This window comes from Arenibacter latericius DSM 15913, assembly GCF_000424985.1.
GTDB lineage: Bacteria > Bacteroidota > Bacteroidia > Flavobacteriales > Flavobacteriaceae > Arenibacter > Arenibacter latericius.
The window spans coordinates 35,849-51,232 of record NZ_AUKX01000028.1 but is presented as its reverse complement, the minus strand read 5'-3'; the positions used below and the strand labels follow the sequence as shown (position 1 = coordinate 51,232).

General features: G+C 37.0%; 15 protein-coding genes and 4 tRNA genes. 14 read left to right on the top strand and 5 right to left on the bottom strand.

The annotated features are described in order from the left end of the window. Window positions 1-164: 164 nt before the first annotated feature. From H344_RS0110155 to H344_RS0110145, 3 genes are all read left to right on the top strand, one after another. On the top strand, window positions 165-1,010 hold the full coding sequence (locus H344_RS0110155) for a transketolase (protein WP_026810221.1): 846 nt from the start codon (window positions 165-167) through the stop codon (window positions 1,008-1,010). Window positions 1,011-1,047: 37 nt separating this feature from the next. Beyond that, window positions 1,048-2,001 carry a transketolase family protein gene (locus H344_RS0110150; RefSeq protein ID WP_026810220.1) on the top strand — a complete coding sequence of 318 codons (954 nt, stop codon included), beginning with the start codon at window positions 1,048-1,050 and terminating at the stop codon, window positions 1,999-2,001. Between the two features lie 215 nt (window positions 2,002-2,216). Then, window positions 2,217-2,795: a porin family protein gene (locus tag H344_RS0110145; protein WP_026810219.1), complete on the top strand. Its 579-nt coding sequence runs from the start codon at window positions 2,217-2,219 to the stop codon at window positions 2,793-2,795. A 1,544-nt stretch (window positions 2,796-4,339) separates the two neighbouring features. Here H344_RS0110145 and H344_RS20035 read toward each other — a convergent pair. Next, window positions 4,340-5,086, bottom strand: coding sequence for an FKBP-type peptidyl-prolyl cis-trans isomerase (locus H344_RS20035; RefSeq protein ID WP_169514960.1), 747 nt, complete (start codon window positions 5,084-5,086; stop codon window positions 4,340-4,342). Window positions 5,087-5,165: 79 nt separating this feature from the next. Here H344_RS20035 and H344_RS0110130 point away from each other — a divergent pair, with 79 nt between their 5' ends. The 3 genes from H344_RS0110130 to H344_RS0110120 are packed head-to-tail and all read left to right on the top strand — an operon-like array spanning window position 5,166 to window position 6,656. Next, window positions 5,166-5,576, top strand: coding sequence for an RNA-binding S4 domain-containing protein (locus H344_RS0110130; protein WP_026810217.1), 411 nt, complete (start codon window positions 5,166-5,168; stop codon window positions 5,574-5,576). After that, window positions 5,560-6,147 (top strand): methyltransferase domain-containing protein, encoded by a 588-nt coding sequence (locus tag H344_RS0110125; protein ID WP_026810216.1) that lies wholly within the window; start codon window positions 5,560-5,562, stop codon window positions 6,145-6,147. Before H344_RS0110130 ends, H344_RS0110125 begins: the two co-directional genes overlap by 17 nt. An 8-nt stretch (window positions 6,148-6,155) precedes the next feature. Continuing rightward, on the top strand, window positions 6,156-6,656 hold the full coding sequence (locus H344_RS0110120; RefSeq protein WP_026810215.1) for a phosphoribosyltransferase family protein: 501 nt from the start codon (window positions 6,156-6,158) through the stop codon (window positions 6,654-6,656). On the opposite strand, the gene H344_RS0110115 is transcribed toward H344_RS0110120, so the two are convergent. Beyond that, the gene (locus H344_RS0110115; protein WP_026810214.1) at window positions 6,645-7,160 is read right to left on the bottom strand and encodes a shikimate kinase; all 516 of its coding nucleotides are present in this window, start codon (window positions 7,158-7,160) and stop codon (window positions 6,645-6,647) included. The two genes, H344_RS0110120 and H344_RS0110115, sit on opposite strands and share 12 nt — an antisense overlap. A gap of 136 nt (window positions 7,161-7,296) precedes the next feature. Between H344_RS0110115 and H344_RS0110110 the strand changes: the two genes are divergently transcribed. The 8 genes from H344_RS0110110 to H344_RS0110075 all read left to right on the top strand — a co-directional run bounded on the left by H344_RS0110110 (window position 7,297) and on the right by H344_RS0110075 (window position 11,811). Then, a tRNA-Lys gene (locus H344_RS0110110) sits at window positions 7,297-7,369 on the top strand. A gap of 83 nt (window positions 7,370-7,452) precedes the next feature. Continuing rightward, a tRNA-Leu gene (locus H344_RS0110105) sits at window positions 7,453-7,536 on the top strand. Window positions 7,537-7,709: 173 nt separating this feature from the next. Continuing rightward, window positions 7,710-7,782, top strand: a tRNA-Lys gene (locus tag H344_RS0110100). 99 nt (window positions 7,783-7,881) lie between these two features. Continuing rightward, window positions 7,882-7,968 (top strand) — tRNA-Leu (locus H344_RS0110095). 145 nt (window positions 7,969-8,113) lie between these two features. After that, on the top strand, window positions 8,114-9,037 hold the full coding sequence (locus H344_RS0110090) for a MerR family transcriptional regulator (RefSeq protein ID WP_026810213.1): 924 nt from the start codon (window positions 8,114-8,116) through the stop codon (window positions 9,035-9,037). A gap of 11 nt (window positions 9,038-9,048) precedes the next feature. Beyond that, a complete protein-coding gene (locus H344_RS0110085; protein ID WP_026810212.1) occupies window positions 9,049-10,521 on the top strand; it encodes a phytoene desaturase family protein in 1,473 nt (490 codons plus the stop codon). Beyond that, a complete protein-coding gene (locus H344_RS0110080; protein WP_026810211.1) occupies window positions 10,518-11,357 on the top strand; it encodes a phytoene/squalene synthase family protein in 840 nt (279 codons plus the stop codon). The genes H344_RS0110085 and H344_RS0110080 overlap by 4 nt, the downstream gene beginning before the upstream one ends. Before the next feature lies 1 nt (window position 11,358). After that, on the top strand, window positions 11,359-11,811 hold the full coding sequence (locus tag H344_RS0110075; RefSeq protein ID WP_026810210.1) for a sterol desaturase family protein: 453 nt from the start codon (window positions 11,359-11,361) through the stop codon (window positions 11,809-11,811). A 49-nt stretch (window positions 11,812-11,860) separates the two neighbouring features. Here H344_RS0110075 and H344_RS0110070 read toward each other — a convergent pair whose 3' ends face one another. From H344_RS0110070 to H344_RS0110060, 3 genes are all read right to left on the bottom strand, one after another. After that, window positions 11,861-12,430 carry a TlpA family protein disulfide reductase gene (locus H344_RS0110070; RefSeq protein WP_034256410.1) on the bottom strand — a complete coding sequence of 190 codons (570 nt, stop codon included), beginning with the start codon at window positions 12,428-12,430 and terminating at the stop codon, window positions 11,861-11,863. After that, complete coding sequence (locus tag H344_RS0110065; RefSeq protein ID WP_026810208.1) at window positions 12,427-12,981, bottom strand: TlpA family protein disulfide reductase; 555 nt, start codon at window positions 12,979-12,981, stop codon at window positions 12,427-12,429. The genes H344_RS0110070 and H344_RS0110065 overlap by 4 nt, the downstream gene beginning before the upstream one ends. A gap of 89 nt (window positions 12,982-13,070) precedes the next feature. Further along, on the bottom strand, window positions 13,071-15,338 hold the full coding sequence (locus H344_RS0110060) for an aconitate hydratase (RefSeq protein WP_026810207.1): 2,268 nt from the start codon (window positions 15,336-15,338) through the stop codon (window positions 13,071-13,073). Window positions 15,339-15,384: the final 46 nt, after the last annotated feature.

The window sequence follows — 15,384 nt, the reverse complement described above, 5'->3', positions numbered from 1 at the left end:
AAGAGATTTAAAGCCGCAAATATAGTCAACTCCTTGTCATTAAGTTCCCAAGAAAAAAATAAAGTTGATGATTTAATTGGCAAAGTTGATAAAATATAATAACTCCTTCTTGCTTTCACAAAAGATAGCCATTACTTTTGGGAAGTTTAAAAAATTAGAGAAAAATGCCAAAACTTCAAGAATTACAAGATTTGACCGTTCAGGTACGCAGAGACATATTAAGAATGGTTCACAAAGTTAACTCCGGACATCCAGGAGGATCATTAGGTTGCACCGAATTTATGGTAGCGCTATATAATGAATTAATGGAACTTAAGGAAGGTTTTGATATGGATGGGAAAGATGAAGATCTTTTCTTTTTATCCAACGGCCACATCTCGCCGGTTTTCTATAGTGTTTTGGCAAGAAAAGGATATTTTCCTGTAGATGAATTAAATACTTTTAGATTAATTGACTCTCGTTTACAGGGGCACCCAACAACCCATGAGGGATTACCGGGAGTACGTATCGCTTCTGGCTCCTTAGGACAAGGAATGTCCGTAGCCTTAGGTGCAGCACAAGCCAAAAAATTAAATAAAGATTCAAAATTGGTTTATACTCTTCATGGAGATGGGGAGTTACAAGAAGGTCAGAATTGGGAAGCTATTATGTATGCTGCCGGAAATAAGGTAGATAATCTTATCTCTACGATTGACTATAATGGGCAGCAGATAGACGGAGCTACCGAGGATGTGTTACCTCTAGGTAATCTAAGAAAGAAATTTGAAGCATTTGGCTGGGACGTAGTAGATATTAAAGAAGGTAACAATTTAGAAGCCGTTATAAACGGAATGAAGGAAGCCAAAAGCAGAACCGGTAAAGGTAAGCCTGTGTGCGTGTTATTACATACCGTTATGGGGAATGGCGTTGATTTTATGATGCATACCCACGCATGGCATGGAAAAGCACCTAACGATGAGCAACTGGAGAATGCCCTATCGCAAAACCCAGAAACTATCGGAGATTATTAATCCAATCATTTCCTAATAACGATTAAGAAAAAACAAGATGAAAAAATATATAGATCAAGGTAAGAACGATACAAGAAGTGGATTTGGCGCCGGACTGGCCGAACTAGGTAGAAGTAACCCTAATGTGGTTGCCTTATGTGCCGATTTGGTAGGTTCTTTAAAAATGGAAAAATTTATTGAGGAAAATCCAGAGCGATTTTTTCAAATCGGAATTGCCGAGGCCAATATGATGGGTATTGCCGCGGGACTTACTATAGGTGGAAAAATTCCTTTTACAGGAACTTTTGCCAATTTCTCTACAGGACGGGTATACGATCAAATTAGACAATCCATTGCCTATTCTGGTAAAAACGTAAAGATTTGTGCTTCCCATGCTGGGGTTACCCTTGGAGAAGATGGCGCTACTCACCAGATATTGGAAGATATAGGGATGATGAAAATGTTACCTGGGATGACTGTTATTAATCCTTGTGATTACAATCAGACCAAAGCAGCTACCATTGCCATTGCAGAACATGAAGGACCAGTTTACTTGAGATTTGGTCGACCAAAAGTTGCTAATTTCACTCCCGTAGACCAGAAATTTGAAATTGGGAAGGCTCTTATGCTAAGTGAAGGTACGGATGTTACAATAGTAGCAACTGGCCATTTGGTATGGGAAGCATTAATTGCTGCTGAAAGCTTGGAAAAGCAAGGTATTTCTGCAGAAGTAATTAATATACACACCATTAAACCTTTTGATGGGGAAGCTGTACTAAAGTCGGTTAAAAAAACTGGATGCATCGTTAGTGCAGAAGAACATAACTACTTGGGTGGTTTAGGAGAAACTGTAGCCGGATACCTTGCTACTACACTTCCTACACCTCAAGAATTTGTTGGAACAAAAGACACATTTGGTGAAAGTGGCACCCCAGAAGAATTAATGTCAAAATACGGATTAGACAATAAAGCTATAGAAAAAGCCGTTTTAAAGGTGTTGAAAAGAAAATAAACCAACATTCAAGAGCAAAGAATAGCACTTGTTTTGAAAATTAGAAATACTATCATTTGCCCCGAATTGGAAATCTTTAACAAGAGATTCATTAGGGGCAATTTTGACTTTAGTCGATTTTAGGATTAAGTTTATTTTTATTTGAGACAAACTGGTATGAACATTGTATGTAATATTGAACAATGTTTTTTAAACTAAAAGAACACCTTATTATGATGAAAAAGACAATTTTATTGGCAGCTTTTGCTTTGGTGAGCATCACTGCATTCGCACAAAATGACCCAGGCTTTGGAATTAAAGGCGGTCTTAATTATGGCGCCAACGGCGATTATTTTGAATCTGCCGAGAACGCTTACAAGGATCCTAAGAGCAACGTTGGATACCACGTTGGTATTTTTGGTAAGATAGGAGATAAAATATATTTAAGGCCAGAGTTGGTGTATACCAAAACCAAGTCTGATTATGACAACAACAGCTTAGAGATGAGCAAATTGGATCTCCCTGTTTTACTAGGTGTCAATCTCGTTGGACCACTTCATGTATTTGCAGGACCTGCATTCCAGTATATTTTGGATACTGATTATGATGGAATTACCATTGGGGATGTAGAAAACGATTTCACCGTAGGCCTCAATATTGGTGCTGGAATCTCCTTCGGAAAGTTCGGAATAGACCTTAGATACGAAAGAGGCTTTAGTGAGAACGAGGTTACCGTGATTGATGGCGTATTTTCTGGAGACAGAATAGATACTAGACCAGATCAACTTATTCTAAGTGTTGCACTGAGCTTGTAACAATAACATCGCAAGGGTATTACCTAGCGAAAAACTTTATAACCGTCCATCAATTTAGTTTGTTGGGCGGTTTTTTTGTTATAGTATTAAGTAGTGAGTACTGAGTATTGAGTCCCTCCCTCGGGCAGGCCCGCGAACACGAACTTTAGCTAACGTAAGTTTTGGGTAGTTTTTTAATAATATCCTATTTAAATGGCGAAGCATATAAAGCTCCTCGCTTTCGCTAGTACAAAGTATTAAGTAGTGAGTAGTTAGATTTGTTTGTTACATACCTTTAACATCCTAACTTGATTTATTACTCCTTCACTTTTATGTAAAATCATTTGTAATGGTATTCCGGCTTTATACTGAAATAGATTGTTGAATTAAAATTCTTGGTCTTCGCTGCGGCTGGCTCCTCTAAACCAAGGCACACCGTACCTTAGTTTATCGGCCCTGTTCGTTTCTTTTATTCATACGCTTACTTATTGATATTAACGGAATTCATGAATGCATAGCATTTGGGCGAGCAAAAGAAACCGACGTAGGAGGTTCATGAATTCCTTTAAAAAAGAAATAGAAGTCTATGAACTAAATGAAAGCAAGTAGGTTAGAGAAATTGATTAAAAGCACTTATGATTCAATTACAAAACTAACAACATAATGCATGCCCAATATATGTTTAGATATTATCCTAAAAAAAACTGATATATGAAATTATAAACACACCTCCGTAAACCTCACAAAACCAAATTTTTACAGGTTTAGTTAGATGATAGTAGTGAGTAGTGAGATTTGTGAACGTCCCTGATATAGGTTGCCCACTATAAAGAAAAAATTAAATCATTTCTTTTCGCCCTGTGCTGAAGTTTACCTACCGTAGGTTGGTGCAGTATTAGCATAAGGGGTGTGATTTGCATTAAAATGCAAATTGGAGGGGAAGATGTTACAGCAGAGCTTTCGCTTGTTTATAGTGTAGAGAAGTTATTAATAAGACTTTGTATATTGCTAAGTTGAAGACTTCCAGTGAAGCCTTCTATCAATAGAATTAACCTTGCTGGTGAACTCAAACTAGGAATTAATCTAGCTTCCCAGATACGGTCAACTTTTCCAAGACCTAATAAAAGATATTGAATAGATTCATGGCAAATGAGAAAAACGGCTTTAGCCAAAGTTTTAAATCTTTGTTGTAGTGCAATAAACACCATTCGTAAATTAGTTCCTCCAGGAGATGAGAATTCTAAATCGACAAAAAATGAGGATTATAGCACAATGAATTACCCTAATTACAGCCAATTTACTAGGAAAGCATAAATAATTAATAATAAAGTCAGGGTCCGTTGAACATAATTATGTGTTAAGCAGATAAGAAGTCGCTCTCTTTATAATTGAAATTTATGTCTAAAACCGGTTAACTGTAATCAGGGTAGACATCCCTAATATAGGTTGACCACGAAAGACAAAATCCAGAAAAACATCACAAAAAGGAATAAAAAAACCGACTCCTGAATCAGATTCAAAAGTCGGTTTTAGTGTATTATAATTTGGGCTATCCCCAACTCTAATTACTTCACAATATTATCGTCCTCGTCTTCTTTTGTTTTAGCAACTAAAAGGTTTATCTCAAACAATAATGGGGCATACGCTTCTCCCACTGAAGAGCTCTGAAAATACGCCAAACCAGAAGGCATAATAATTAATCCGACACCACTACCTTCAACATCAAAGGTTCCATCACCGTTCTCGGTAATTTCCCCTCCAGCCTTAAATTGGGCTACCCCCTCTCTAAATCCAGTAACTGATGGAGCAGATTGCATTGAAATAGATCCTGGTAAATCAAACCAAGTTGGACTCCCAAACCTGCTATCGAAAACAGTACCGTTCAATCTGCTTCCCTTATAATTAAGATACACAGAATCTTTTACAGTAGCCTGATTACCAATTCCTTCTCTTGCAATTAAATAATATAGCGTATGCTCAACATCTACTTCTTCTGAGGGCAAATTTAGATCACTGGAAGAAACTTTAACCACTTTTTCAAGCACTTGCTCACTCAAAGGTGTTTTATCCGCATTATCACCCGCTATAGAATCAATTACGATTCGATAGTCAAAATCGGGACCTGGATTGGCAAACTCCTCATAATTATAAAAGTGGTTTTCTAGAAACTCTCTTATAGTGGCATCGTTTTCCACGCTTACCTCACTAAGCAATCTTGGGGGCACCACCTCAACGGATGGACTATCATCCTTCTTACAGGACCAAATAGCTACAAAAATAAAAGCAGGCAATAGAATTCTCCTAATCATCATTGATTTCTTATTTAAAGGCGGCAAGATACAATTTTCCCCTATTTTTGTAGAAGACCTTAACAAAGAATTTGAATAGTTTATGCGAATTGACAAATACCTATGGAGCATCCGTTATTTTAAGACTCGGAATATAGCTTCTGAGGCATGTAAAAAAGGCCACATTAGAATAAATGATCAAGTGGCAAAACCCTCTAGGGAGGTATACCCTATGGACAAAGTTGTAGTCCGAAAAAATCAAATTAATTACCAGTTTACCGTTTTGGATATTCCCTCTAGCCGAGTAGGTGCAAAATTGGTTGACATCTATAGAAAGGACACTACTCCCAAGGAAGCCTTTGAACATAATGAGCTATTAAAATACTCTAAGGATTATTATAGAAAAAAAGGAACTGGTAGACCTACCAAAAAAGATAGACGAGATATTACCGAATATTTAGAAGAAGGCACAGAAGATCCGTTAACCAACAAAAAAGATGACGAAATTATCTAAAGAATTCTGGGAAAACAGATACGAGAGCGGGAAAACGGGCTGGGATATAGGGTATGCCTCCCCTCCCCTAACCACTTACATAGACCAGTTGCCCAATAAGGACATTAAAATCCTTATTCCCGGAGCTGGAAATGCCTATGAACTTATTTACCTATTTGAAAACGGCTTTACTAACGTTTATGTTGTAGATATAGCCAAAGCCCCCTTAGATCGCATTAGAGTCCAACTTCCCAATTACCCCGAAGAGCAACTTATAGAAGGTGATTTTTTTAATTTGGATTTAACAGATTTCGACCTGATTTTAGAACAGACATTTTTTTGCGCATTAAACCCAAGTTTAAGGCCAAAATATGTTAATAAAATGAAGCAACTCTTAAAACCAACAGGAAAACTGGTGGGGTTGTTGTTCACGTTTCCATTAACCGAAGATGGACCTCCATTTGGAGGCAGTCTTATGGAGTACAAGACCCTTTTTAAAGACCATTTTAAATTTAAGGTGCTGGAAGTAGCCTACAATTCTATAAAACCAAGGGAAGATAAAGAACTGTTTTTTATATTTGAACCCAAATAAGAACCACTATGTCCAATAAGATATTATCCCACGACCAAATTCAGCATAAGGTTAAGCGTATGGCCTATCAGATCTATGAAGCCAATGTAAATGAAGAAGAAATTATTCTTGCGGGCATAGTAGGTGGCGGATTGAGTTTTGCAAAAAAGATACAAACCGTACTGCAAGAAATCACCGATGCAAATATTATCTTATGCACGGTAAACATGAATAAAAAGAATCCTTTAGAAAGCGGAGTTAGCACTAGTATTCCTGAATCTGAATACACAAATAGTTCTGTGGTATTAGTAGACGACGTGTTAAATTCTGGCACCACATTAATTTATGGCGTACACCACTTTTTAAAAGTTCCTTTAAAACAGCTTAAAACGGCAGTATTGGTGAATAGGAACCACAAAAAATATCCTGTAAAGGCAGATTATAAAGGAATTTCTCTATCTACTTCTTTACAGGAACATATAAATGTGCAGTTTGAAGAGAATAATGATTCGGTTTATTTATCGGAGTAGTTCTATAATCTCTTTTGCAATATGTTGGGGCTCCTTATTATCACAGTCTATAATATGCCTAGCTTTTAAATAGTAGTTATTACGTTCAAACAAATGCTTGCCAATAAATTCTGGCAGGTCTTCATTAGCTATATTCTTAATCAGCGGACGGTGTTCTTTTTCTGGAATTAATCGATCCACCAATCCAGCAATAGAAACTTTTAGGTAAATTACAGCGTCTGCTTCCTTCAACATGCTATCCATATTTCCCGAATAACATGGTGTACCACCCCCAGTAGACAAAATAAAGCTAGAATCTTGTAATAAAATTTCATTTAAAAATTCATGCTCTTTCTTTCTAAAGAACACCTCTCCTTTAGTTTTAAAAACCTCAGGGATCAAAGCTCCAAGTCTATTCTCAATAACTTCATCTAGATCTAAGAAACTATTTTTCAATTCCTTAGCTATTAATTTCCCTATGGTAGTCTTCCCACTACCCATATAACCTACTAATACTATTTTCACAGTTCTTATTTTAGGTAAAAGTGCTACAAATTGATGGCAAATAAAAAAAAATTAAAAAAAATTTAAAAAGTCCTTGTTATACGAACAAATGATTTTATATTTGCACCCGCAAACGACAAGTATTGCAACACATAATGACCTGGTAGCTCAGTTGGTAGAGCATCTCCCTTTTAAGGAGAGGGTCCTGGGTTCGAGCCCCAGCCCGGTCACAAAAAAGTTAAGTTAACGCTTAACTTTTTTTGTTTAAAGTAGTTTGTAATTACTTTACAGCAAACAAAGTTCTTTATTAAGCGCCCACGTGGTGAAATTGGTAGACACGCTACCTTGAGGGGGTAGTGTTCGCAAGGACGTGCTAGTTCGAATCTAGTCGTGGGCACTAGAACCGTTAGCACCAATAGTTATTTGGACTAACGGTTTATTATTTTTTGTAACACACTTATTATCTGAACGCTACTCCTATTATTTGAAATTAATTTAAAAAGCCCTTGCAAAACAAACAAATGCTCTTATATTTGCACCCGCAAACAGCAATTGTCTGCAACACATATTGACCTGGTAGCTCAGTTGGTAGAGCATCTCCCTTTTAAGGAGAGGGTCCTGGGTTCGAGCCCCAGCCCGGTCACAAAAAAAAGTTAAGTCTAGCACTTAACTTTTTTTGTTTAAAGTCATTTGTAATTTCTTATTTTTATACAAGAAATCAATACTGACATTTTATTTAAGCGCCCACGTGGTGAAATTGGTAGACACGCTACCTTGAGGGGGTAGTGTTCGCAAGGACGTGCTAGTTCGAATCTAGTCGTGGGCACCAGAACCGTTAGCACAAGTTTTGCTTGGCCTAGCGGTTTTTTTATTATCAACTCCTTCCTACTTTTCAAATATCTTAAACTTTCTGCTTCAATTTGAAGAATCAATTATAATAAATTGTATTTTTGTTTAACTTTTCTAATCAAAAAATGAACAAAGTTAAAAAGGAATTCAGCATAAGGGATCTAGAGAACCTATCGGGAATTAAGGCACATACTATTCGTATTTGGGAAAAGAGATACAATTTACTCGCTCCTGAAAGAACTTCAACCAACATTAGGACTTATAGCGTAGATAGTTTACAACGTCTGTTAAATATTACATTATTATATAATGCAGGCAATAAGATATCTAAAATAGCCAAGTTACCTCAGAAGGAGGTACAGCAAATGGTTAGAGAGCTTGCAGAAAGCAAGAACAAAAACAACCATGCAATTGCGAATCTAAAATTGGCCATGATTAAGTTTGATGAAGTGGCGTTTCATACCACCTATACCCAGTTAGCTGATAAATTAAGTTTTAGGGAAATTTGGCATGAAATACTCTTACCCTTTTTAGATGAGATAGGCCTTCTATGGCAAACCGATCTAATCTGTCCCTCTCAGGAGCATTTTATTTCCCATCTAATAAAAGAGCTCATTTTCACTAATACGAAAAGCGTAAAAGATCAGGTAAAAGAAAACAACGAAAAGACCTTTGTACTCTATTTACCAGAAAATGAGATTCACGAATTAGGATTGCTATACCTAAACTATGAGATGACACTTATGGGACTTAAGACCATCTATTTAGGACAGGCAACCCCTTTAGAAGCAATGGAAGATATTATTCAGTATTTTAACAAAATAGTTTTTATCTCTTACTTTACGGTCTCCCCTTCTCCTGATAAAATAAATGAGTATATTAATAACTTTCAACATCTAATTAATTCTGAGAATAAACACGAATTATGGATCTTAGGGCAGCAAGTACGTCATATGGATTCCAATAACATACCCACTGGCGTAAAAACATTTAATACCATTAAGGCAACCATAGATGCATTGCCTGCAATCGTAAATAAAAACAAATAGCATAATAATAAATGAAACCTAAAATTGTCATTATTGGATCTGGATTTTCATCCCTGTCGGCCTCATGCTATTTGGCACAGCAGGGCTATGAGGTGGCTATTTATGAAAAAAATGCGACTATAGGTGGCAGGGCAAGGCAATTTAAAAGAGATGGCTTCACTTTTGACATGGGGCCTAGTTGGTATTGGATGCCCGATGTTTTTGAACGCTTTTTTAATGACTTTGGGAAATCGGTCTCTGACTTTTACATTCTAGACAAATTAAACCCGGCCTATAAAGTATTTTTTAATGATGATGTAATAACGATAGGTGATAGTATGGATATTATCTGCGCTGAATTTGAGCGGATAGAAACAGGTAGTTCAGTGCCTTTAAGAAGTTTCATCAAAAAAGCACAAGAAAACTACAAAATTGCCATTCACAAAATAGTATTACGACCAGGAAATTCTCCTTTAGAATTGGTTACTAAAGAAACAGTGAGCAATTTGGATCAATTTTTCACCACCATTAGCAAAGAGGTAAGGAAACGTTTTAAAAACCCAAAGCTAATAGCCACTTTAGAATTTCCAGTACTTTTCTTAGGAGCCAAACCAAGCAAAACCCCATCCTTTTATAGTTTTATGAATTATGCCGACTTTGGTATGGGAACTTGGCACCCCAAAGGGGGAATGCATCAAGTAATTATGGCCATGGAGAACTTAGCCCTGGATTTAGGAGTTAAGATTTACACCAACCAATCGGTCACCGGTATAAACGTGGATAGCGAGAATAAGACTACCGGGATACAGCTAGATGATCAAACCGTAACTGCAGACATAGTTTTAAGTGGTGCAGACTACCACCATACAGAGACACTATTGCCCCAAAATCTTAGACAATACTCAGAAACTTATTGGGACAGAAAAACCTTTGCCCCTTCATCTCTATTATTTTATATGGGCTTCAATACTAAACTAAAAAATGTTTCGCACCATAATCTATTCTTCGATACTGATTTTAATCAGCATGCCAGAGAAATTTACGACGATCCCCAATGGCCTAAAGCCCCGCTCTTTTATGCAAACTTCCCATCTATAACAGATCCAACTATGGCTCCAGAGGGATGTGAAAATGCTTTTTTCCTTATTCCGATAGCACCAAACTTAGAAGACAGCTCAGAGATTAGGGAGCGGTACTATAAAATGATTATAAAGCGATTTCAGGAGCTTACAGGTCAAAACCTAGATAACAACATACTTTTCAGGGAGGACTTCTGTGTGAGCGACTTTAAGGAGCAATACAACTCCTATAAAGGCAATGCATATGGTTTGGCAAACACCCTAACCCAAACCGCATTTTTAAGGCCTAAGCTAAAGAGTAAAAAAGTGACCGATCTCTTTTTTACAGGTCAATTAACAGTTCCAGGACCAGGAGTACCTCCTGCACTTATCTCAGGTAAACTAGTATCGGAACTTATCACTAACCAACTAAACAAGAAATTATGAAAACAATATTCGATACGGTATCTTATGATTGTAGCAAGTTGGTTACGGAACATTATAGCACCTCCTTTTCTTTGGCTACAAAAATGCTTGGTAAGGCTATAAGGGCCGACATACATAATATTTACGGATTTGTACGTTTTGCCGATGAGATAGTAGATAGCTTTCACCAATATGATAAACTATATTTATTCAATAAATTTGAAGAAGATCTTTGGGATGCACTAGAACACAAAATCAGCCTTAACCCGATCTTAAATTCTTTTCAGCACACTTTTTTTAAGTATGACATCCCGCGTCATTTAGTGGAATCATTCCTAAAAAGTATGCGTATGGATATAGGAGAAAAAGTTCAACTTAGCGAAAAGGAATATCAGGAGTATATTTACGGTTCAGCAGATGTTGTAGGGCTAATGTGTTTAAAAGTATTCGTTAACGGAAATCAAGAGGCCTACCATAAGCTTCAAAATTCGGCTATGGCCTTGGGCTCTGCCTTCCAAAAAGTAAATTTTTTACGAGATCTTAAAGACGATTACGAAGTACTTAATCGGAGTTATTTTCCCAATGTAGATTTAAATGCCTTAGATCAAGAAAACAAAAACAGGATTATAGCAGAAATTGAGGCCGATTTTAAATTGGGGTACACGGGTATTATAAAATTACCAGCACAGGCAAAATTTGGCGTTTATACCGCCTATAAATATTATTCCAAACTACTACAAAAACTAAAAAACACCCCTCCGTTACAAATTAAAAATAAAAGAATACGAGTTTCCAACTACCAAAAGTTTGGTCTATTGGCTAGCTCTTATGTAAATTATAAACTTAAATTGGTATAAGATGAATGTAATTTATTGGATATTAATTTTTCTTTCCACCTTCTGTTTTATGGAGTTTATGGCCTGGTTTACCCATAAGTATATTATGCATGGTTTCCTATGGAGTCTACATAAAGATCATCATAAAAAAGATCATGACTCTAAGTTTGAAAGAAACGATGCCTTCTTTATTTTCTATGCTTTTATTAGTATGACCTTCTTTTATTTAGGTTCAGAGACTAGCTTTTGGGCTGGATGGCCAATAGGATTTGGAATTATGGCTTATGGAGCTACTTACTTTATAGTGCATGATATCTTTATCCACCAACGCTTTAAACTATTAAGAAATGCTAACAACTGGTATGCCAAAGGGGTACGAAGAGCACATAAGATGCACCATAAACATCTTGGAAAAGAGGAAGGGGAATGTTTTGGAATGTTAGTGGTACCTTTTAAGTATTTTCAAAAAAAATAAATAGGTGTTTTCCCTTCACAAATTTTAAGGAAGAGCACAAGAGCTTAAATTACTCCGACAGTAGCTCATCCAAAAGTTCTCTAGTCTTATCACTATTCCAATCAGCAGCTCCCGTTTCTGCCACTACAATCTTCCCTTCCTTATTTATTATATAGGTGGTAGGGAGTAATTTAGAACTAAGCATATTGGGCACTGGAGAATTGGAATAATAAACGGGTAGTTTTAGATTTCTTTTTTCTAGAAAAGCATCTACCTTTTTGCGGTGGTCATCTGTAACAAACATAAAGGTAATCTTATCACCATAATCGTCATACAGATTTTGCAAACTTGGCATCTCTGCCACACAAGGCGGACACCAGGTGGCCCAAAAATTAATCAACACCACTGCTTCCTTCTGAGATTCAAACTGAAAGACATTTCCTTCTAAATCCAATAATTCCCAATTATAGGTGTCCAAAGAGACTTGCATGCTCTCTTTTACCTTTGAGGCACTGGTAGCTATAAGCCTACTAGCGAAGGTTTTTATCTTAAACCCAAGAGGAGAAAACAAGAGCACTAAAACTCCCGCCAATATAACTAGCCTTATTAACCAATTCTTTTTTAGCTTAATTAGCGTCATTCTACCAATAGTTTATCCAACAATTCTTTTACTTTATCATTATCCCAATCTGCTATCCCTACTTGGTTAATAACAATTCTACCTTCTTTATCTAACAAATAAGACTGTGGGGGCTGACTCCCATCTACGGGCATAGATTCTTCCATAATAGAGTAAGTAACAGGAAAAGTAAATCCTTTTTTACCCATAAACTCTTTAACAGGTGCCCGCTCTTCATTAGTGATGATATAGAAGTCTACCCTGTCACTATACGCATCATACAGCTTTTGAATGCTCTCTAATTCTACCTCACTAGGTAAAACCCAAGATCTCCAAAAATTAATAAAAACAACTCTCCCTTTAGACCTATTAAAATTAAAAATTTCCCAATTGGCATCTTTAAGCTTCCAATCATAATTAACAATTTGATTCCTATTATCTTCTTGCAGAATCTGGGGCGAAAAAGAAAAAATCCTATTCAACAACAACTTACTATAATCCCCTAGTGGTGTTACAAAAAACGACAGCACTAAGGCTATAATAGCAATATTCAAAACAGTTTTCTTACGCATCTTAGATTAATTTATAGGCTTTTCAAAACTAAAAAACTCCTGATGAAGATCAGGAGTTTTTAGTAAAAATAAGTATTTATTGTTATGCCTTATTGGGCATTTTCCTTCTTTATTACATTAAGGGCAGAACCTTCCTTAAACCACTCGATTTGAGCCTGGTTATAGGTATGGTTCAACTTAATAGTATCCTTAGTTCCATCTGCATGTACTATTTCCATAGTAAGCTGCTTATCTGGAGCAAACTCATTGATATCTACAAAGTTAAAGGTATCATCTTCCTGAATAAGATCATAGTCTGCTTCATTTGCAAAAGTAAGCCCTAACATACCTTGTTTCTTAAGGTTAGTTTCGTGGATACGTGCAAAAGATTTTACCAAAACTACAGCTACACCCAAGTGTCTAGGTTGCATTGCAGCATGCTCCCTTGAAGAACCTTCTCCATAATTATGGTCACCAACTACTATAGTTTTTACACCAGCAGCTTTATAAGCACGCTGAGCATCTGGCACTCCAGCATACTCCCCTGTCAATTGATTCTTAACAAAGTTGGTTTTCCCATTAAAGTGGTTCACCGCACCTATTAAGGTATTGTTCGCTATATTATCTAAGTGTCCACGGTATCTTAACCAAGGTCCGGCCATAGAAATATGATCCGTTGTACACTTCCCTTCAACTTTTATAAGAAGTTTAACCCCTTGCAATTCAGATGGCTTTATTGGCTCAAATGGCTCTAGTAATTGAAGTCTTTCACTGTCTGGAGAAACAATTACATCTACAGAGCTTCCGTCCTCTTTTGGTGCTAAGTATCCATTATCATCCACCTCAAAACCTAAAGGAGGTAACTCAATCCCTCTTGGTACATCTAATTTCACTTCTTCTCCGTCCTCATTAATCAAGGTATCGTTCATCGGATCAAAATCTAATCGCCCTGCAATAGCTATTGCAGCAACCATTTCTGGAGAACCTACAAATGCATGGGTATTAGGGTTCCCATCTGCACGTTTAGAGAAGTTCCTGTTAAAAGAGTGTACAATAGTGTTCTTTTGATCCCCTAACATATCACTACGATCCCACTGACCAATACAAGGTCCGCACGCATTAGTAAAGATGGTAGCACCTATTTTCTCAAAAGTTTGCAAAAGTCCATCACGGGATGCAGTGTAACGTATTTGCTCTGATCCTGGGTTAATTCCAAAATCACTCTTAGGCTTTAATTTTTTATCGATAGCTTGTTGAGCAATAGAAGCCGCACGTGTTAAATCTTCATAAGAAGAGTTAGTACAAGACCCTATTAATCCCCATTCTACTTTCAATGGCCAATCGTTTTCACGAGCTTTATCTCCCAACTCACCTACTGGAGTAGCCAAGTCTGGCGTAAAAGGTCCGTTCAACAGTGGCCTTAAGGCTGTAAGATCAATCTCGATTACTTGATCAAAATACTGCTCCGGATTCTCATATACTTCATCATCTCCGGTTAGGTATTCTCTAATTTTGTTTGCTTCGTCTGCTACTTCTTCTCTATCTGTGGCACGCAAGAAACGCTCCATAGAATCATCATACCCGAAGGTTGATGTAGTAGCTCCAATTTCAGCGCCCATATTACAAATGGTTCCTTTTCCTGTACAAGAAAGATTTTTTGCACCAGGACCAAAGTATTCTACAATAGCTCCAGTACCTCCTTTAACGGTAAGAATCTCGGCTACTTTTAAAATTACATCCTTAGAAGCTGTCCAACCATTAAGCTCACCAGTCAATTTAACACCAATAAGCTTAGGGAAGCGAAGTTCCCATGGCATTCCAGCCATAACGTCAACCGCATCGGCACCTCCTACTCCAATAGCAACCATTCCCAATCCACCTGCATTTACTGTATGTGAATCAGTACCAATCATCATTCCTCCTGGGAAGGCATAGTTTTCCAATACCACTTGATGGATAATTCCTGCTCCCGGTCTCCAGAATCCTAATCCGTATTTATTGGAAACAGACTCTAGAAAATCAAACACCTCGTGACTAACTTCATTAGCACGTAATAAATCTGGCGCAGCTCCTTGTTTTGCCTGAATCAAATGGTCACAGTGAGTTGTAGTAGGAACAGCTACTTTAGCTTTTCCTGCTTGCATAAACTGCAACAATGCCATCTGAGCGGTAGCATCTTGCAATGCAACCCTATCCGGAGCAAAATCTACATAGTCCTTACCTCTTTTGAATGCTACGGTTGGATTTCCATCCCATAAGTGGGCGTATAGAATTTTTTCCGAAAGCGTCAAAGGCTTGCCAACAACCTCACGAGCTTTATCTACACGCTCAGCCATGTTAGCATACACCTTCTTAATCATATCAATATCAAATGCCATTATAAATAATATTATGAGTTAACGTAATTTTTCAAAATTAATAAAA